Annotated in this window: 18 protein-coding genes; 8 read left to right on the forward strand and 10 right to left on the reverse strand. The window is 41.2% G+C overall.

Going from position 1 to position 17,083, the window contains the following annotated elements; genetic code table 11:
* Positions 1-71: 71 nt before the first annotated feature.
* From ACYH0O_RS21075 to ACYH0O_RS21095, 5 genes are all read right to left on the reverse strand, one after another.
* Positions 72-338, reverse strand: coding sequence for a DUF2573 family protein (locus ACYH0O_RS21075; protein WP_482632632.1), 267 nt, complete (start codon positions 336-338; stop codon positions 72-74).
* Between the two features lie 19 nt (positions 339-357).
* Entirely contained in the window at positions 358-1,002 is a 645-nt protein-coding gene (locus ACYH0O_RS21080; protein ID WP_482630193.1) for an IucA/IucC family C-terminal-domain containing protein, read from the reverse strand.
* Positions 1,003-1,112: 110 nt separating this feature from the next.
* The gene (locus tag ACYH0O_RS21085) at positions 1,113-1,931 is read right to left on the reverse strand and encodes an ABC transporter ATP-binding protein (protein ID WP_149156652.1); all 819 of its coding nucleotides are present in this window, start codon (positions 1,929-1,931) and stop codon (positions 1,113-1,115) included.
* 15 nt (positions 1,932-1,946) lie between these two features.
* Positions 1,947-3,002: a FecCD family ABC transporter permease gene (locus tag ACYH0O_RS21090; RefSeq protein ID WP_482630194.1), complete on the reverse strand. Its 1,056-nt coding sequence runs from the start codon at positions 3,000-3,002 to the stop codon at positions 1,947-1,949.
* A 3-nt stretch (positions 3,003-3,005) separates the two neighbouring features.
* A complete protein-coding gene (locus tag ACYH0O_RS21095; RefSeq protein ID WP_482630195.1) occupies positions 3,006-3,992 on the reverse strand; it encodes a FecCD family ABC transporter permease in 987 nt (328 codons plus the stop codon).
* 230 nt (positions 3,993-4,222) lie between these two features.
* On the opposite strand from ACYH0O_RS21095, the gene ACYH0O_RS21100 reads away from it, so the two are divergent.
* The 4 genes from ACYH0O_RS21100 (at position 4,223) to ACYH0O_RS21115 (ending at position 9,096) form a co-directional block, all read left to right on the forward strand.
* Positions 4,223-5,188: an ABC transporter substrate-binding protein gene (locus tag ACYH0O_RS21100; protein WP_482630196.1), complete on the forward strand. Its 966-nt coding sequence runs from the start codon at positions 4,223-4,225 to the stop codon at positions 5,186-5,188.
* A 202-nt stretch (positions 5,189-5,390) separates the two neighbouring features.
* A complete protein-coding gene (locus ACYH0O_RS21105) occupies positions 5,391-6,896 on the forward strand; it encodes a spore germination protein (RefSeq protein WP_482630197.1) in 1,506 nt (501 codons plus the stop codon).
* A gap of 17 nt (positions 6,897-6,913) precedes the next feature.
* Positions 6,914-8,002, forward strand: a complete 1,089-nt coding sequence (locus tag ACYH0O_RS21110; protein WP_482630198.1) for a GerAB/ArcD/ProY family transporter — start codon at positions 6,914-6,916, stop codon at positions 8,000-8,002.
* Positions 7,999-9,096 carry a Ger(x)C family spore germination protein gene (locus ACYH0O_RS21115; RefSeq protein ID WP_482630199.1) on the forward strand — a complete coding sequence of 366 codons (1,098 nt, stop codon included), beginning with the start codon at positions 7,999-8,001 and terminating at the stop codon, positions 9,094-9,096. The genes ACYH0O_RS21110 and ACYH0O_RS21115 overlap by 4 nt, the downstream gene beginning before the upstream one ends.
* 43 nt (positions 9,097-9,139) lie before the next feature.
* Here the strand turns inward: ACYH0O_RS21115 and ACYH0O_RS21120 are convergent, their stop codons facing one another.
* On the reverse strand, positions 9,140-10,180 hold the full coding sequence (locus tag ACYH0O_RS21120) for an oxidoreductase (protein ID WP_482630200.1): 1,041 nt from the start codon (positions 10,178-10,180) through the stop codon (positions 9,140-9,142).
* Positions 10,181-10,304: 124 nt separating this feature from the next.
* Here ACYH0O_RS21120 and ACYH0O_RS21125 point away from each other — a divergent pair, with 124 nt between their 5' ends.
* Positions 10,305-10,619 carry a thioredoxin family protein gene (locus ACYH0O_RS21125; RefSeq protein ID WP_482630201.1) on the forward strand — a complete coding sequence of 105 codons (315 nt, stop codon included), beginning with the start codon at positions 10,305-10,307 and terminating at the stop codon, positions 10,617-10,619.
* Between the two features lie 339 nt (positions 10,620-10,958).
* Here ACYH0O_RS21125 and ACYH0O_RS21130 read toward each other — a convergent pair whose 3' ends face one another.
* Positions 10,959-12,383 (reverse strand): esterase/lipase family protein, encoded by a 1,425-nt coding sequence (locus ACYH0O_RS21130; RefSeq protein ID WP_482630202.1) that lies wholly within the window; start codon positions 12,381-12,383, stop codon positions 10,959-10,961.
* 176 nt (positions 12,384-12,559) lie between these two features.
* Between ACYH0O_RS21130 and ACYH0O_RS21135 the strand changes: the two genes are divergently transcribed.
* Positions 12,560-12,739 carry a hypothetical protein gene (locus tag ACYH0O_RS21135; RefSeq protein WP_482630203.1) on the forward strand — a complete coding sequence of 60 codons (180 nt, stop codon included), beginning with the start codon at positions 12,560-12,562 and terminating at the stop codon, positions 12,737-12,739.
* A 209-nt stretch (positions 12,740-12,948) separates the two neighbouring features.
* Here ACYH0O_RS21135 and ACYH0O_RS21140 read toward each other — a convergent pair whose 3' ends face one another.
* Complete coding sequence (locus tag ACYH0O_RS21140) at positions 12,949-13,851, reverse strand: TIGR03943 family putative permease subunit (protein ID WP_482630204.1); 903 nt, start codon at positions 13,849-13,851, stop codon at positions 12,949-12,951.
* Between the two features lie 14 nt (positions 13,852-13,865).
* Positions 13,866-14,864 (reverse strand): permease, encoded by a 999-nt coding sequence (locus tag ACYH0O_RS21145; protein ID WP_482630205.1) that lies wholly within the window; start codon positions 14,862-14,864, stop codon positions 13,866-13,868.
* A gap of 188 nt (positions 14,865-15,052) precedes the next feature.
* On the opposite strand from ACYH0O_RS21145, the gene ACYH0O_RS21150 reads away from it, so the two are divergent.
* Both ACYH0O_RS21150 and ACYH0O_RS21155 read left to right on the forward strand, forming a co-directional pair.
* A complete protein-coding gene (locus ACYH0O_RS21150; protein ID WP_482630206.1) occupies positions 15,053-15,193 on the forward strand; it encodes a hypothetical protein in 141 nt (46 codons plus the stop codon).
* Positions 15,194-15,301: 108 nt separating this feature from the next.
* Complete coding sequence (locus ACYH0O_RS21155) at positions 15,302-15,481, forward strand: H-type small acid-soluble spore protein (protein WP_149156640.1); 180 nt, start codon at positions 15,302-15,304, stop codon at positions 15,479-15,481.
* A 66-nt stretch (positions 15,482-15,547) separates the two neighbouring features.
* Here the strand turns inward: ACYH0O_RS21155 and ACYH0O_RS21160 are convergent, their stop codons facing one another.
* Positions 15,548-16,927 carry an alkaline phosphatase gene (locus ACYH0O_RS21160; protein ID WP_482630207.1) on the reverse strand — a complete coding sequence of 460 codons (1,380 nt, stop codon included), beginning with the start codon at positions 16,925-16,927 and terminating at the stop codon, positions 15,548-15,550.
* Positions 16,928-17,083: the final 156 nt, after the last annotated feature.

Raw genomic sequence — 17,083 nt, forward strand, 5'->3', positions numbered from 1 at the left:
ATCTACATCTCAAACAAATAAAAAAAAGCACCCTTTCAAACAAAAAAGGGCACTTTCCTGATAAAAACCACTTATTCTTCCTTCTTTTTCTCATTCAGTTCCGCACGATGGGCTTCATTCATTTCTTTTATCTCTCCGACGATCCGCTTCATCTCATCCTTACCTTCAGGGTATAAAGAATTCCAGTGTTTCACGAGTGCAGGCATGTTTTTCGCGATGAAGGAGTAGAGAGCGTATCGGGTGACCATTTCTTTCTTATCCGAATCGGTATCACCTACTAAAAGCTCAGTGTACTTTTCTACCAATGCATCAAACTGTTCGGGAAATTCTTTCATTATCATAACCTCCTTGTGAGAGCTATGTCCTTTTCACTCGACAGGATTGCGGACATGTTTTACAACGATACTGCTCCCCATTTTGCATTCTATAGGAGAAGCAACAGGTTTTACGAACACGAACCTTTTCCGTTACAGCTTCTACAGTTACTTTTCCAGTATAGTAACGTGCCAATGGATTTTTATGATACTGTCCGAACCATTGGCTGTTTTCATCAGACAGCAGCTGGCGGAATTGTTCGTCGCGGTGCTCTCTCATTCCTTCGTTTAAAAGAACATCATCATTCTCGAAAATCCAGAAAACATAGACAGCGATATTTTCCCAAAGAATAAGATTTGAGAGCTTTGTCGCTTTCTTTAACGACTGTATCACTCCATCAAGATGATATCGAAAGATCGACTGAATAAATTCCTCTTTCTCCCTGGTGGAAGTGAATTCAGTAACGATTGCATCTTTCAAATAAAACTGAGGCATCCATAATCCATTCTTGTCCCCATCCACCAGGATCAGGTTCTCAGGCTTGAGGTTTAATTTCTTATTCCAATACGTCATCGCCATTAATCCCATTGCTGCTATGAAAGCATAGCGTTTCATGAATAAGGACGCTGCTACCTTAGGATCATCTGTCCCGATTGCCGAAAGCCTGCCGGTTAGATAGGCTTTCATATTACTCTCCCCTAAGAAAAAGCTTGCCCTCTCCCCTTCAAAAGCAGGATCCCACTCTCTATGAAAACGATATTTCTTGAGAGTGTCCCACTGCCCCCGGGTGAGGTCATTCATCCCGTCTCACCCACAGCGTTCAGAATGCAACGACCTTTACCAAATGGAATGCATAACGGGGTTCCAAACAAAGGATCTCGGGACACCTGACAATCCATGTCAAATACATTCTTCACGAGTTCACAGCTAATCACATCTTCAGGCTTCCCTTGGGCATAAATTTGCTTATCACGGATGGCGACAATATTATGGGCATAGCGACAGGCTAAATTAAGGTCGTGAAGGACCATGACGATGGTTCGCTTTTCTTTCTCATTGAGTTCAAATAACAAATCAAGAATCTCAATTTGATGGGTCATATCCAAGTAAGTAGTGGGTTCATCCAACAGGATGATGCCGGTGTCTTGTGCTAGAGTCAGCGCAATCCATGCACGCTGCCTCTGCCCCCCTGAAAGTTCATCCACTTTCCTGTGCTGCAGCTCCTCCATCTTCGTTGCCTTCAGTGCATCCTGGACAATTTCTTCATCCTTATGGGACCACTGCTTGAGCCATGTTTGGTGAGGATACCGACCTTGCTTTACCAGCTGCAGGACGGTCAATCCCTCTGGTGCCGTTGGCGATTGAGGAAGAATGGCCATTTTACGAGCGACTTCTTTCGTTGATAAACGAGAGATTGCTTCCCCATCCAACAGAACCGAACCTTGTTTCGGCTTAAGTAATCTGGCAATGGAACGGAGAAGAGTGGATTTACCGCATCCATTGCCGCCGATGAAGACAGAAATCTCCCCTTTTGGAATGTCAATATTCAGTTCATCAATAATCGTTCGTTCCCCGTAAGATAGAGTTAAATCCTTCGTTTGTAAAATGTCACTCATTAATGGCCAACTCCTTTAAGAATTTCGTGTTTTAAATAATAGATAGATAAAATAAGGTGCTCCGATCGCTGCGGTAAATACACCGGCTGGAACTTCCAATGGAAGGAATAACGTTCGGCCTATCAGGTCTGCCACCATCACGAGAATACCACCAATAAAGGCAGCTGTGGGAAGTAATGCACCGAAAGATGATCCTACCATTCGTCTTGCCATATGGGGAGCCATCAGACCCACAAAGCCGATCCCCCCTGCGAAGGCAACCGCTCCACCCACTAAAGCCGTTGACATAAGCAGAAGTAAAAAGCGTTGTCTCTGAACGTTCCCTCCAACACTTGTAGCGATTTCTTCCCCAAGTTCCTGGATATTCAATTGACGGGTGATAAAAAAGCTCAACAATATAAAAATCAGGCTCCATGGAAGCAGAATCCACACATCCTGCCAGTCGGATCCGTTAACGGTACCTGTAATCCAAATATTAGCTTGACTCGCTCTATATATAGGTCCTAGGATCATAAGCAATGTAGTCAATGCTTGTGTCAAAGCTGATATCCCGATTCCGATCAATACGAGCCTGACTGGGGATACACCTTTTCTCCATGCCAAGAAATAGACTAAAAAGGCAATGACAGCTGCACCGATAAATGCTGCAACAGGCATCCATTTTATACTGACCATCAAGGTATTATCATCATTACTGAAAAGGGTCAGGAAAGTGACAACCGCCGCACCCGCCCCTCCGGTGATCCCGATTATGTCCGGGGACGCCAACGGGTTTCGGATCATTCCTTGCAAAATCCCGCCTGCAACGGCCAATGCCATCCCGGCGAGCAGAGCAATGATAATCCTTGGAAGACGAAATGATGTAACAACAAGCTGTTCTAAACTTGTTCCGCCTCCAAAGAAGACGCTTACGACCTTCCAGGGTGCTATTTTCATGTCACCTATTCCCGTACTCATAATAAGGACGAGTAGAGTGATGACGCCTAATATCATGATTTTTTTCATTGCAGATATATCAACGAGCATAGAAACCCGGTCCTGAAGCCAGCGTTTCCCAATAAACTTATTCATCGGTTAAAACCCCTTCCTTGCAACGTACACGAAGAATGGCGCACCAATAATAGCTGTCATAACACCAACCGGCACCTCCTGGGGCATGATGATGTAACGGGCTCCAATGTCAGCGGCCAATAGTAAAATCGCTCCGAGTAATCCTGAGTAAGGGATCAACCAGCGATGATCCACCCCGATGATTTTTCTCGCAAGATGGGGGATGATAATCCCGATAAATCCTATTGGTCCTGCAATGGCTACGGAACCTCCTGCCAGGAGCACGACCACAAGTAATGCGATAAATTTGATCAAGGCTGTTTTAAGTCCCAACCCTTTGGCAACATCTTCTCCCATGGCAAGTATATTCATTTTTCCTGCCAACATGAGCGCAAGGATCCAGCCCACCACGACATAAGGAAATACTCCGGTTAATATGGCAAGGCTTCTTCCTTGAACAGATCCTGCAAGCCAGAACAAAACCTGCTCTAACGCTGCTTCATTCAGTACAAGCAAACCCTGTGTAAATGAAGAGAACATTGCCGTTATGGCAGCCCCTGCTAACGTCAGCTTCATGGGAGTCAAGCCGTTATTCCCGACGGAGCTGATGACATATACTCCGACGGCAGCCAGTCCTGCTCCTAGAAACGCAAGCCACGTAAAGGATTGAAGATTGGTTACACCAAATAACGTAACTGCCACTACTACCATAAAGGCACCACCGGCATTAATCCCGAAAATACCGGGAGATGCTAACGGATTCTTGGTCAAGGTTTGCATCAGGACTCCTGAAATTGCGAGGGACGCCCCTACTGTCGCAGCAATAAGCGCCCTCGGTAAGCGGATTGTCTGGAGCACGATATGCTCAGTCGATCCATCCGGGTTGGTAAACGCTTCAAGTGCTATTCTCCACGACGTATCCGTATACCCGTAGACAATGCTGATTCCTATACACACTATGAGAATAAGAATGGTTCCAATAAACAGAAGAAATTGTTTTTGAGTTTTCATTATTTGTTAACCTTTCTATCCCTAATTGGAATTCAATAAGGAAAGGAAAATCTATTAATGTTCACGTTTTTTTCTTTCATTACTATTTTAAAGAAGAATGAAACAACCGTCAATGATTTTGAAAATCATTATCATTTAAGTGTTGACAATGAAAACCTTCTCATCTAATATAAAAAGTGTAATTGATAATCATTATCAACCATATATTATTTTCAGGAGGATTCATACATATGAAATTAAGAAGTTTATTATCTTTATTACTTATCGCTTCACTTCTATTTTTAGCTGCTTGCGGTAATAAAGAAGAAGAAAAAGAAGGTTCTGCAGGGGACGATGATAAAAAAGATGAAACCTATACAGTGGAACATGCAATGGGTACGACTGAAATCGAAGGAACTCCTAAGAAGGTAGTCATCCTTACAAATGAAGGAACAGAGGCTCTTCTCTCTATGGACGTGACCCCTGTTGGTGCCGTACAATCCTGGACAGGTGATCCATGGTACGATCATATTGCCGACGATATGAAAGACGTGGAGGTAGTAGGAACTGAAAGCGAATTAAACATGGAAGCCATTGCAAAACTTCAACCGGATCTTATTATCGGGAACAAAATGCGTCAAGAAGAACAATTCAATCAGCTGAAAGACATCGCTCCAACAGTTATGGCTGAAACTTTACGCGGTAACTGGAAAGAGAACTTTGAATTATACGCTAAAGCACTTAACAAAGAAGAAAAAGGTCAAGAAGTATTAGCTGAGTATGACCAGCGAATTGCAGATATTAAAGGTAAGCTTGGAGACAAATTAAACCAAGAAGTTTCTATGGTCCGCTTTTTAGCAGGTGACGTACGTATCTATCATAAAGACTCATTCTCAGGTGTGATCCTGGATCAATTAGGATTCGCCCGTCCTGAAGGTCAGGATGTTGATGACTTCGCTGAAACAGGTGTGACAAAAGAGCGCATCCCGGCGATGGATGGAGATGTATTATTCTACTTCACATATGAAACTGGCGATGGAGAAGCGAACAAGCTTGCTGAAGAGTGGCTGAACGATCCTCTATTCCAAAACCTTGAAGTAGCAAAACAAGACAAGGTATATGAAGTAAGTGATGCTATTTGGAACACTGCAGGTGGTGTTGTGGCAGCAAATGCGATGCTTGATGATATCGAGAAGTTTTTCCTGGAGCAGGAATAACGATATGAGACTGGAAAAGGGATCTCCCTTCTCCAGTCTTTTTTATTTCATTCCCAACTCGGATTGATCCACCTCGAACTCATCCCCTCTTATCAATCAACAGATCTTAACTTTTTTTCCCACTTCCCCCATCCTTTTTCATAATTCTCCTATTTTCGGAAACACTACAGGATAGACCAAACATCGAACATGAGGGATAAGTATGTTTCCATTCTTTAAGAACAAGAAAAAAACCGATGACACGAAGAACAAACAGACCTATGAAAACTTTAAGCAGGAAGCTGAGAAATCGGCTGACTATAAACAAGCTTTTTATCAAAACCCTCATACAGGGGCCAAATTCAGTTTGCATTTCATTACCACTCTGATTGATGGGAAGATTCTGCAGGAAGATGTTCTTCCCTCCTTACTTTCAAAAGACTTTCATACATTTGATGATTTAAAGACATTGGTTCCTGTACTGGATATAGAGATATCCAAAGATGAAGCTCAAATTGAACAAAAGCTTTTTAACGGGTATACCTTGTTAACGATGGATGCCTCCAACCGAAAATTCGCCTTCATCGCTACGAAGAATGAAATGGGGAGAAAGGTTTCCCAACCGGAAGTGGAGTTCAGTGTGGTTGGTCCAAAAGAGGCCTTTGTGGAATCACTCAGTGACAACCTGAATCTTCTCCGTAAGAGACTTCCTATTAAAGAACTGCTGGTGGAGGAATTCAATATTGGAAAACTGACTCACACGAGGATCGCCCTAGTCTATCTTGATGGATTAGTGGATGAAGCAAATGTAAATACGATGCGTCAACGTTTACGAGCCGTGGATATTGATCAAATCATGGATAGTTCATTTATTGAACAGCTCATTGCCGATAATAGCAATTCCCCTTTCCCCCAGCTATTGGATTCAGAACGTCCGGATCGTGTCGCTTCTGTACTGGTGGAGGGAAAAGTCGCCGTTATGGTAGACGGTTCTCCGCATGCCTTGATCGGACCGACTACTCTCGTCGAGTTTTTTAATGCATATGAGGATTATTTCTTGAATTACTTCATTGCCTCATTCCTCCGTCTAGTGCGTGTTTTTGCAGTAGGATTTTCGATTTTGATTACACCGATTTACGTTGCTGCGCTTACGTATCATTATGAACTCATTCCAAAGGATTTAATGGCCACACTTGTGACTTCCAGACAAGAAATTCCTTTGCCTCCTATATTAGAAGCGTTATTTCTCGAATTAACGATTGAATTATTGCGTGAGGCAGGAGCCCGACTTCCAACCAAGGTTGGTCAAACGATCGGTATCGTTGGAGGGATCGTAATCGGGACCGCGTCTGTTGAGGCAGGGATTACAAGTAACGTATTGCTCATTTTAGTTGCCCTTGCTGCCCTTGCTTCCTTTACGACTCCCGTGTACCGCATGGGTAATACGATCCGTTTGCTCCGATTCCCCTTCTTGTTGTTCGCACAACTATGGGGATTAGTAGGCATTGTTTTCTGTTTCTGTTTACTAATGGGACATTTATTACAGTTAACCTCCTTGGGAAGACCATTCTTGGAGCCTCTCTATCCACCGAGAATGAAGGATCTGAAAGACGCTCTGATCCGTTTCCCTTTTAGTAAACAAGCTGGACGTCCAGAATTTTTAAGAACGAAGAAACCCTTCAGATTCCGTCCATCTGAAGGAAAGAAAAAGCTAGATATCGACGAGTAAAGGTCGGAGGTGATCAGATGCAAACCATTCCAGAAAGAAGAAAAATATCCCCTTTCCTTGTATTCTTTCTCATACATTCCATTCAAGTCGGGGCAGGTATTCTGGGGTTCCAACGAATCATTTCGATGAATGCGGGATATGATGGATGGATTTCTGTCATCCTGGCAGGAATTTTCACTCATATTCTCATGTTCTTTATGTACCTTATTTTAGATAAATCTGGAGGGGACCTTGTATCTGCTCATACCTTGGCTTTCGGAAAATGGATTGGGAATATTTTCAACTTATTATTTGCCCTCTATTTTAGTTTGCTGGTGGTAACAATTTTGAGAACATATATCGAGGTATTGCAAGTATGGATGTATCCGCGATTAAGCACCTTTATATTTTCCTTTTTCTTCCTGATAATTGTGTACTATATCGTAAATGGCGGGGTTCGTACGATCGCAGGGGCTGCTTTTTTTGGAACGATCCTGCCGAGTTATTTGCTCTTAACCTTTGCGTTTACATTTAAATACGCAGATTTCAGAAACATTTTACCGGTATTTGATCACAGCATCAAAGATCTCTTAATCTCAACAAAAAATATGTCACTTACTTATCTGGGATACGAATCCATACTGATGCTCTATCCTTATATTAAAGACGCGAGAAAGTCTCAAAAATATGCTCATTGGGGGCTATTTACAACATCAACCATATACACAATAATCGCCATCATTTCTTTTGCATTTTTCAGTCAAAAGCAATTAGAAAAGACCGTTTGGGCCACACTTTCTATGTGGAAGATCGTAGAAATGCCCTTTGTTGAACGTTTTGAATATATCGGAATCGCAAATTGGTGCTTAGTGATTCTGCCCAACGCGTGCATAACTCTCTGGTGTGCCAGCAGGACCATTAAGCGAATGACTCCTTTGAGACATCGTCATGCCTTGATCATCATTTGTATTCTCTGTTTATGCACCTTAACTTTTATCACTGATCGTAAACAGATTAATTTCTTGAATACGCTTTCAGGAGAAATCGGTTTTTATTTCAACTTTATATATATACCTGCTCTCTTAGTACTGGTGACTATCATGAAGAAGGTGAGACAAAAACAATGAAACAACTTTCTTTGATCATTTTACTCATTTGTTCTTTGCTCCTATCGGGATGTGTAGAAAAGGAAATTCTCGACGATTTGTATGTTGAAACCGGAAAAGCCTATGATTATGTTGATGAAAATATAATAAGAGGTACATCACTCTTTCCTATCTACTTATCCGATAAGTCAATCCAGAATGGAACACTTTCTGCTGAGGCATCTTCTACACGAGAAGTACTTGAAAAATTGGCAAGGAAGGCTCAACAGCCCCTTGTAAGAGGAAGCTTGGATGTCGTGTTGATAGGAGAAAAACTAGCAAAGAAAGGAATCATCGATATCGGAGATTCCCTGCAAAGAGACGCGAGTGTTGGGGCAAGGCTATATGTAACGATAGTAGAAGGAGAAGCAGGTGAACTGCTCAAAGGGAATTATGGCTTAAGGGGCAATGGAACGTATATTTCTAACCTGATTACACACAACATTAACCGAAGAGAGTTACCGGAAACAAATTTACATTTATTTCTTTTTAATTATTTCCAAGAAGGACAAACAGCCTATCTCCCTATATTGAAGCAGCTTTCTAATGAAAGTATAGCGATTACAGGTGTTGCACTCTTTAAAAAAGATAAAATGGTTAAAAAGATTCCTGCTGACGATATGTTTTTCTTTAAGTTGTTGGTAGATAAACTGGCAGAGGGACATCATATCGTTAAATTAGGGAAAAAGCCTGATAAAGCAGAGAAAAACGTTGAGGCTTCAGTGACAAGCCTGAGTTCCAAGCACAAGATCATTATAAGACACAAAACAGACCCCGTTGAAGTCACGATGAAAATTAAGATCAGAGGGATTGTCAGAGAGTACACAGGAAAAAAATTGACTCCTGATAAAGTAGTGGAAGTTGAGAAAAAAATGGAAAAAGATATTGAAGAAAAATGCTTAGCCATGCTGAAGGAGTTTCAGGAATTAGGCATCGATCCTGTCGGCATCGGTCAAAATCAAAAGCACGGGGTACGTGGATTTGATATTAAAGAATGGAAAGAAAGCATTTATCCCCGTGTGAAATTCAATTTGGACGCAAAAGTTCAGATCTTAGAAGCTGGTACAGTAGAATAGCCTCTATAAAGAAAGGCTCCCTATTGTGGGGAGCCCTTCTACTCTATTTCAGATGAACAACTCGTTTGCTCTCTGCACTTTGTTTACATGCTTCTATGATTTTTATCACGTGTAATGCATCCTCCGGTTTTACCAGAAGAGGTTTGTTTCCCCTTAAGGTTTCATATATCCCCAGATAGAACTGGGTATAATCCCCCTTTTCAGAAGGAATGATTTCTGAGGTCACTTCATCACCAGATAGGGTTGTCAGTGTACCCCAGTTTTCTTCATCTTCCAATCCCCACTCTTCATCATGTGGGTTTTTCCCTGCTTTCAAATCATCTTCCTGACGATCCATTCCATGCTTCACGTAGCTTCCTTTTAATCCATGAACCTGATAGCGAGGTCCTGGATCAAGGACAATAGAACGGGAGTACAGTTGCACTCTCAATATGTCATAACCCAGTGTAATATGGAAATAGTCTTCCGCTTTTTCCGGATTCCTTTGCGGGAACACATCTGCCTGCACCCATTTTGGTGTACCAAACAGGGTGAGTGCTTGATCAAGAAGGTGGGAACCCAAATCATATAACACGCCGGCTCCCTCCATTTTATTTTCTTTCCAACGATCTTTAATAGTCGGGCGGAAACGATCAAAGTGAGCTTCATATGTATAGACTTGTCCTAAAGCATCTTCTGCAAGTAACTCTTGAATGGTTAAGAAGTCAGCATCCCATCGGCGATTATGGAATACGGTAAGATGCAAGCCCCTCTCTTTCGCTAAAGCTAACAGTTCTTCCCCTTCCACACTATTCGTCACAAATGGCTTCTCTACCACTACATGTTTGTCAGCAAGTAATGACTGCTTAATCATGGAGTAGTGAAGATGGTTGGGAGTTGTAATCACAACTAATTCAATGTCTTGTTGAAGTAAATCGTCAAGGGATGAAACCACAGTCGCACCCTCAATGTCTTTCAGCACTTTCTCTTCATCAGAAGAAAGCACCGCTTCGATATGAAATTCCTCCAAGTGGGAAAGTAACGGGCGATGAAAGCTTTGTCCAGAAAAACCGTATCCTACTAATCCAACGTTAATCGGTTGCATAAATGTCACCTTTTTCATTCAAATTGTATTCTCATATTAACATGTACACGTTCAGACGAAAAATGATTCGTTTTACAATTGATTGATGTTTTGTATAAAATAATGAAAAAGGGAGGTTATCAACATGCAATCAATCAAAAACAAAGAAACCTTTGAAGACTTAATTATTTCGGCAGAGCCGGTGATCGTGAAATTCCACGCTGACTGGTGTCCTGACTGCCGTCGTATGGATATGTTCATGGATGAGATCATGGAAGAGTTCGGTCAATATAAATGGTACGACATCAATAAAGACGAATTTCCTGAAATCGCCGAAAAATATGACGTCATGGGCATCCCAAGCCTGCTTGTCTACAAAAACGGCGAAAAAATAGCGCACCTGCATAGCGCCAACGCCAAAACACCAGAGCAAGTAACAGAATTCCTAAGCGCATTATAACTTAGAGAGGCTGGGACAAAAGTTTTTTAGCCTAAGTCAACCCGAACAAACCTGCTTCTTAGTGGGCAGATTTGTTCGGGTTTATTATTTATTTTCGAATCATTTGATTTTAGCTGTTTCCAGCGGTTGATTGGAGTGCAAGACGAAGACTCCTGCGGGAAAGTAGCTTATGTGAGACCCCGCAGGCTTGCCGAGGAGGCTCACGGGCTACCCGCGGAAAGCGTAGTCTTTCACGGAAATCATTAGCGGTATGAAGAACCTACACTTTTATTGTTCGTCTTTTTATCGTGGTTTTTTAGTTTTGTCCCAGCCTCTTGTATTTAATGGCACCTCAAACAATTAATAGATATTCCCCTTTCCATCTACATAAACCGTTTGAATAATCGTTCTCTGAAATTTGTTCCCCTCCTGGGTTTCCCCTTCTATATCGATCGTGATGTTATGGACTCCTTCTTCAAATTCAGCAAGGGGCAGAGAAGATAGATCTTCAGTTGTAATGAGGGTGGTTTGGTTTTTGTTCCCGCTCTTCGTTGGAATATGGTGAATGGTATATGTTTTCTTTACAGGTTTGTCGTATAAATTCCATGAAACCATTAAATGTTCTCCATCCCACGCCAGCTGTTTCTCCCCCTTACTAATTCCTTCCTGAAACAGAATGGTCAGCATGTATGTTTCACTTTGACTATTATATGCCCTCATTTCCCACTCCCCTAAAAGTGGCTTTGAAATGATAATGGAATGATGATAAGCACCCGGTAAAAAGCCTGTCGCATCTTCCGTAAGCATGAACTGTTTATACACTTGCCCGTTTGGACTAATGAGCTCATAGATAGTAACCTGTTGATCACTGATCCAGTCCACAGAGATTTTCTCTACCTCTTCCTCCACTGAAAACTTCTCCACTCCAACGCCCACAAATACCCCGCCTCTATGTAGGACCGATGATTCTCCATCTTTAGCAATCTCGCTCACTGCAGCATAGGAAAACTCTTGCACCTCTTCTGTTAAGAGTTCCTTCAAATAAGGGAAAATCTCTCCGCCTTCTTTTATTGTCGTATGAGACCAGTCTTGGACCCGCACCTCATCCCCATAAGGAAGGCGTGAACTTGTTACCAGCACCGCTCCATCACTTTGTCCAAATCGGCTTAAGTATAGCCCGCCCCAAAACAGTTCAGAATTCACCCCTCCCCAGCCTGTACCACCGAATGTATAGAATGGGGTGGCTTTTGCAAGATCAAGTTCGTCCGTCTGGGTGCGGAAAGATTTCATATATCCAGTTTGCAAGGAAAACACGGCGTTATTTTTACTTCTTAAAGCATCGGATAACCAGCCTGCCCATTTACTAAAAGCAAGGTCTGCAAGCTCTGATCCATGATGAGGAGACGAAAGAGTGATGACCCTCTCTATATATGGTCCAGCACCATAATGAACCAATGCTGTTTGAACATCGATCCCTCCTTTACTATGCCCGACAACCACTACCTTTCTCTTAAAATAGTCGTAAATCTCACGAAGCTTTCCCACTAAAAGCTGCCCATTCTTCCACATATCTTCGTCTGGATGCAAATCAATAAAAACTGCTTGGTGCCCATTTTCCCGTGTGAATTCCTGTAGATCATTCTCTCGTATCCACGTGTCTGACGAGGCATGAATCCCATGAATAAATAAAATCGGATAGCCCTCCGACCCGTCTGCTGTTTCATCCACAAACCACCTGCCCGGTATTCCTGACGCTTTCTGAGTCCCATCCATTTTCTCATGCAATTTCTTACCTCCCTTTCAATATCCTATCTTCATTATCGTTTAGAAGAATAAAAATATCAGTAGGAATGTTAAATATAGGAATAAAGTTACACACCAATGTTCTGATCATATTCAGTAGTCCACTTTCGTAAAACGTAATGCCTACGGATGACCCCTCGCAAAAGGAGTTAAAAGATTTGATTGAAACAGCAAAAGAACATCAAATAAAGTATGTTATTTTCGAGCAAAATGAAACACCTCGTATCTCAAAGATCGTTCAGAACGAAATCAAGGCAGTACCCCTTAAGGTTCATAACCTTTCCGTATTAACGGAAGAAGATATCGATGAAAATATGGACTATCTATCTCTGATGTAAAAAACATTCAAACAATCAAGAAAGCACTAGAAAACAAATGATAAAAGCCAGGCGCGTTTATTCAAGCGCCTGGCTTTTATTCGTCTATGATCCTTCCACCGTAAAAGCATCTAATATCTCTATTACTTCCCTGTCCATTAATCGAAATGATCATGATTTGTATTTTATAAAAAAACCCTCACTTACATAAAAGTAAGGATTTTTTTAATTTATTCAATTTTAATATAGAACTCCTCTACATATGGATTAGCAGGCGGCTCTATTACTTCAAACACGGGATTTTTTAGAACCGGCATTTCCTGACCATTGAAATCCACTTTATCGATTACGCCACTTACGTTAATCCACGTATCGGGTTCAAGTTTACTCAGTTCTGAATCACGTGCCAACAATCCATAAACAGAAGCATCTGCTACGCAGCAAGTAACGGTAAAGCGGGAAATCACCATTTCATCTTCTGCAAATCCTTCATCTTTATACACAAAACCTGTAAGCTGAATTTCTTTTCCAACGAAATCGTCCAGCTTTTCGTCTACAATACTTAATGTCTGAATATATTGTTCATCTCTTACGATTATTTTTTCTCTTTTATTTACGATTTCTTTCAACTTGTCGAAATCCTTTTCCACAGGAAACTCACCATACGGATCAAGGGTGGGCTCAGTTTCAGTGGAACTTTTCCCAGAGCTCTCATTTTGATCTAACCCTTTTTGTTCACTGGATGGCGGCGTTGAAAATAGACTATTCCCTACTTTCACCCCTCTTTTAGCTGCTACGGAACTATCTAATAAGTTATCCGGCAGCAGGAACCCAACCACAATTGGAAAAATAAATAGGGCATATACCATGCTGGACCTGATGAAGCCTTTCGGCAGTTCATGACCTTCACAATCACAATGGTGTTCTTTTGCAGAAGCTGAAGATGTACCCCGGATGATTTGGATCGCCCCCAGGAGAATGAAAACCCCTAGAGCGAAATACATGTATCCATGCATTTTGGGTGCAACAAAGTTTTGCAGATTAAACGTTAAGAATAGTTTCAACACCAACAGGGCATATCCGATTAAGATGATTCCCCGGATGAATGTATGGAATTGTATGGATGGTTTCATACCTCTCGCCTCCTTTATACAAATAATTGGAATATCAATGTGCATGTATACACAACAATCGTCACGACCCCAATAAAGATCAGTACAAATTTTTTATTAAAGTATGCAAGCATCAATAAAGTATTCTTGAAATCAATCATAGGACCATATACTAGAAATGCCAATATGGACGAAGCAGAAAATATACTGCCGAATGACGATGCCACGAATGCATCAGCCTCCGAGCATAAAGAAATAATATAGGCAAACCCCATCATGACTGCCGGAGCCAGTACCTCATTCGTCCCTATCCCCACTAACAGTTCTCTATCAAGATATGTCTGAAATCCTGCTGCAACGAATGCTCCGATAATAAGGTATTTACCCATGTCAAAAAATTCATCACTGGCATGTACAATCGTTTGCATTAGTTTATTGGAAGAGTGATCGTGATGATGCGTGTGATCATGTTCTTTCTGTATAAGCGGATTTCTTTTTCCGTAAAATCTGTACAATAGTGCCCCAATGATCAATGCAGCTACTAAAGCAATTCCCATTCTTCCAAAGACAACCGTCATATTATTTTGGAACGCATAATAAGTAGAAGCGAATACAATCGGATTTAAAATGGGTGCCGTTACCATGACGACAATCGCAAGATGAGCAGGCATTCCTTTCTTAATCAGCCTCCTTGCCACCGGTACAATGGCACACTCACAAACAGGAAGCAATGCTCCAACTACAGCTGCAGGAAACAGTGCCAGGTAAGGAAACCTCTTCGGGATGATTCTTTGTAATAGACTCTCAGAAACAAATACTTGAATAAGTGCGGATGCGAAGACACCAATTAAGATAAAAGGGATCGCTTCTAACAAGATACTCAGGAAAATCGTTATAACATTCACCATTGAAGAAGTTAGAAACTCGTCCGGTATATAATCTTTCACCCAATCTCCAGCTAAAAAAAGAACAATAAATAACATGAATAATAGTATCCCTGTCATCTCTTGATTAAAACTCCTTAAAGAATTCATCCATTTAAGTTTCCTTTCTTAAGTTTACATTTTTAATCGTAATCATTTCGCTTTATATTATAACTTATTCTTGTCCCAAAAAACTATGCTAAATTATTTTTTAATCTTTCTTTAACATTTCTAATTGTGCATAACTTTTGTTAAACTTCAAAAACTACTAATGAATCGAGTAGAATGGAGGAAATGATATGACGAAAAAGAACAACAAAGGCAGTGAAAATCAAAATTCACCTAAGCGTGGAACGACGGAGTTTGCTACTGAAATCACGAGTGGAGACAACAGTAAGGGAAATAAACATAATAAAGACCAGCGTAATAAAACGAACTAACAAAAACCTGTCCGATGGAAGATCGGGCGGGTTTTTGTTAGTTATAATTTTTCTCTAAAAAAAGGACACACTAACCAATGAAAATAGAATATAAGGAGGAAATGAGGAATGGATTCTAATCGAGTAAAACAAATTTTATCTTCTTCAGCTGATATTGAAGTAAAATATAAAGATGCGTCCGTATGGATTGACTCTGTTAATGATGATGGAAAAACAGCCGTTGTTCATCTTCGCGGACCGTTAGAAGAACGTTCTGAAGTAAGTGTTTCAGATTTAGAAGAAGTATAATGGAAGAAAAGACCATGCAGTCCACCCTAAAAAGGAGGGGCAAGCATGGTCTAATCTAAATTAAGCTTATTTTTTTTCTTTGATTTTCCCTTTATTTTTCAATAATTCAAAGATCATTTTCGCTTGATCTGTGTTATCGATCATACCGGAGAATTTCTCTTTTTGTGGACCAAATGCGTACACAGGAACGTCATCTCCTGTGTGTCCATCCGTTGTCCAGCCAGTACCTGAACGTTTGTCGAAGATTTTCTCGATGGCATTATCGATTTCGGTTTGATCGCCTTCTTCTGCTGCTGCTTTCACAGAAGCAATTTCCTCTTCCGTTAACTCAAGGTCTATATTATCAGCTAATGTTTCTTCCACTGAAGCACCTTTTACAATTTGTTCTGCCATAAAGTCAGGGGTGCGTTTTGCAGCTTGAATCGGTGCCGGATCCCAATTATACTCACCGTCTGCACCAATCGAGATTCCCCCTGTAGAATGATCTGCTGTAACAACTACCAATGTTTCACCATTTTCTTTCGCAAAATCCCTTACTTCTTCAAGTGCCTTCTCAAAGTCTCTCATTTCACTCATAGCCCCGACTACATCATTATCGTGACCAGCCCAGTCGATTTGACTTCCTTCCACCATTAGGAAGAATCCGTCTTTGTCATCTTTTAAACGGTCGAGTGCAGCTGTCGTCATATCAGCTAAGCTTGGTTGTTCTTTATCACGGTCAATCATCTTGTCCATTCCAACTTCAGAGAAAAGACCAAGAATTTGCTTGTTGTCGTCTTTTTTTAGTTCTTTAGCAGATTTCACATAGCTATATCCATCTTTCTGGAACTGCTCAGCAAGGTTTCGGTCATCACGTTCGAAGAAGTCCGTCCCTCCGCCAAGCATGACGTCAATCTTATGTTCACCGTTAATCATTTCATCATAGTAATCATCCGCAATGGCATTTTCACTTTTACGCTGCTCTTCATGTGCTCCATAAGATGCTGGAGTCGCATGGGTGATTTCTGATGTAGCTACAATCCCAGTAGACATACCGTTTTCTTTCGCCTGTTCTAATACGGTTTTAACATCGGTTTTATCATTATCGACTGCTATCGCATTATTATATGTTTTGACTCCACCGCTCATCGCCGTCGCAGCTGCTGCTGAGTCTGTTACGTTTTCTTTCTCATCCTCTGGATAAGTGGATTGTAATCCGACAAGGTAAGGATCAAATGCCGTTTTTTCCATTTCAACTGTTTCTGGATTGTCGTTCATATAGCGAAGAGCCGTTGTGTAAGGAACGCCCATTCCATCACCGATCATAAAGATAACGTTCTTAGCCTTATCATTCTTGGATTTCTTCGCTTGTGCGCCAGAACTGTCCTGATTCATCCCTATTACACTTCCAAGAGCTAATGTTGAAACAACCGCTAACGGAAGAATCTTCTTCATTGATTTCTTCATTTTTTTCCCTACCTCCTGTAATTTCGACTACATATGTAGGATAAAGGGGAAATATGAAGAGTCATTTGCAAAAGGAATACAGGGGTGTAAAGCTTATGTAAATGGAGAAAAACAGGTGAAAAGTCACCTGTTTTTGTTTAATGAATCTATTCATCT

Source organism: Rossellomorea sp. H136 (genome assembly GCF_056838065.1).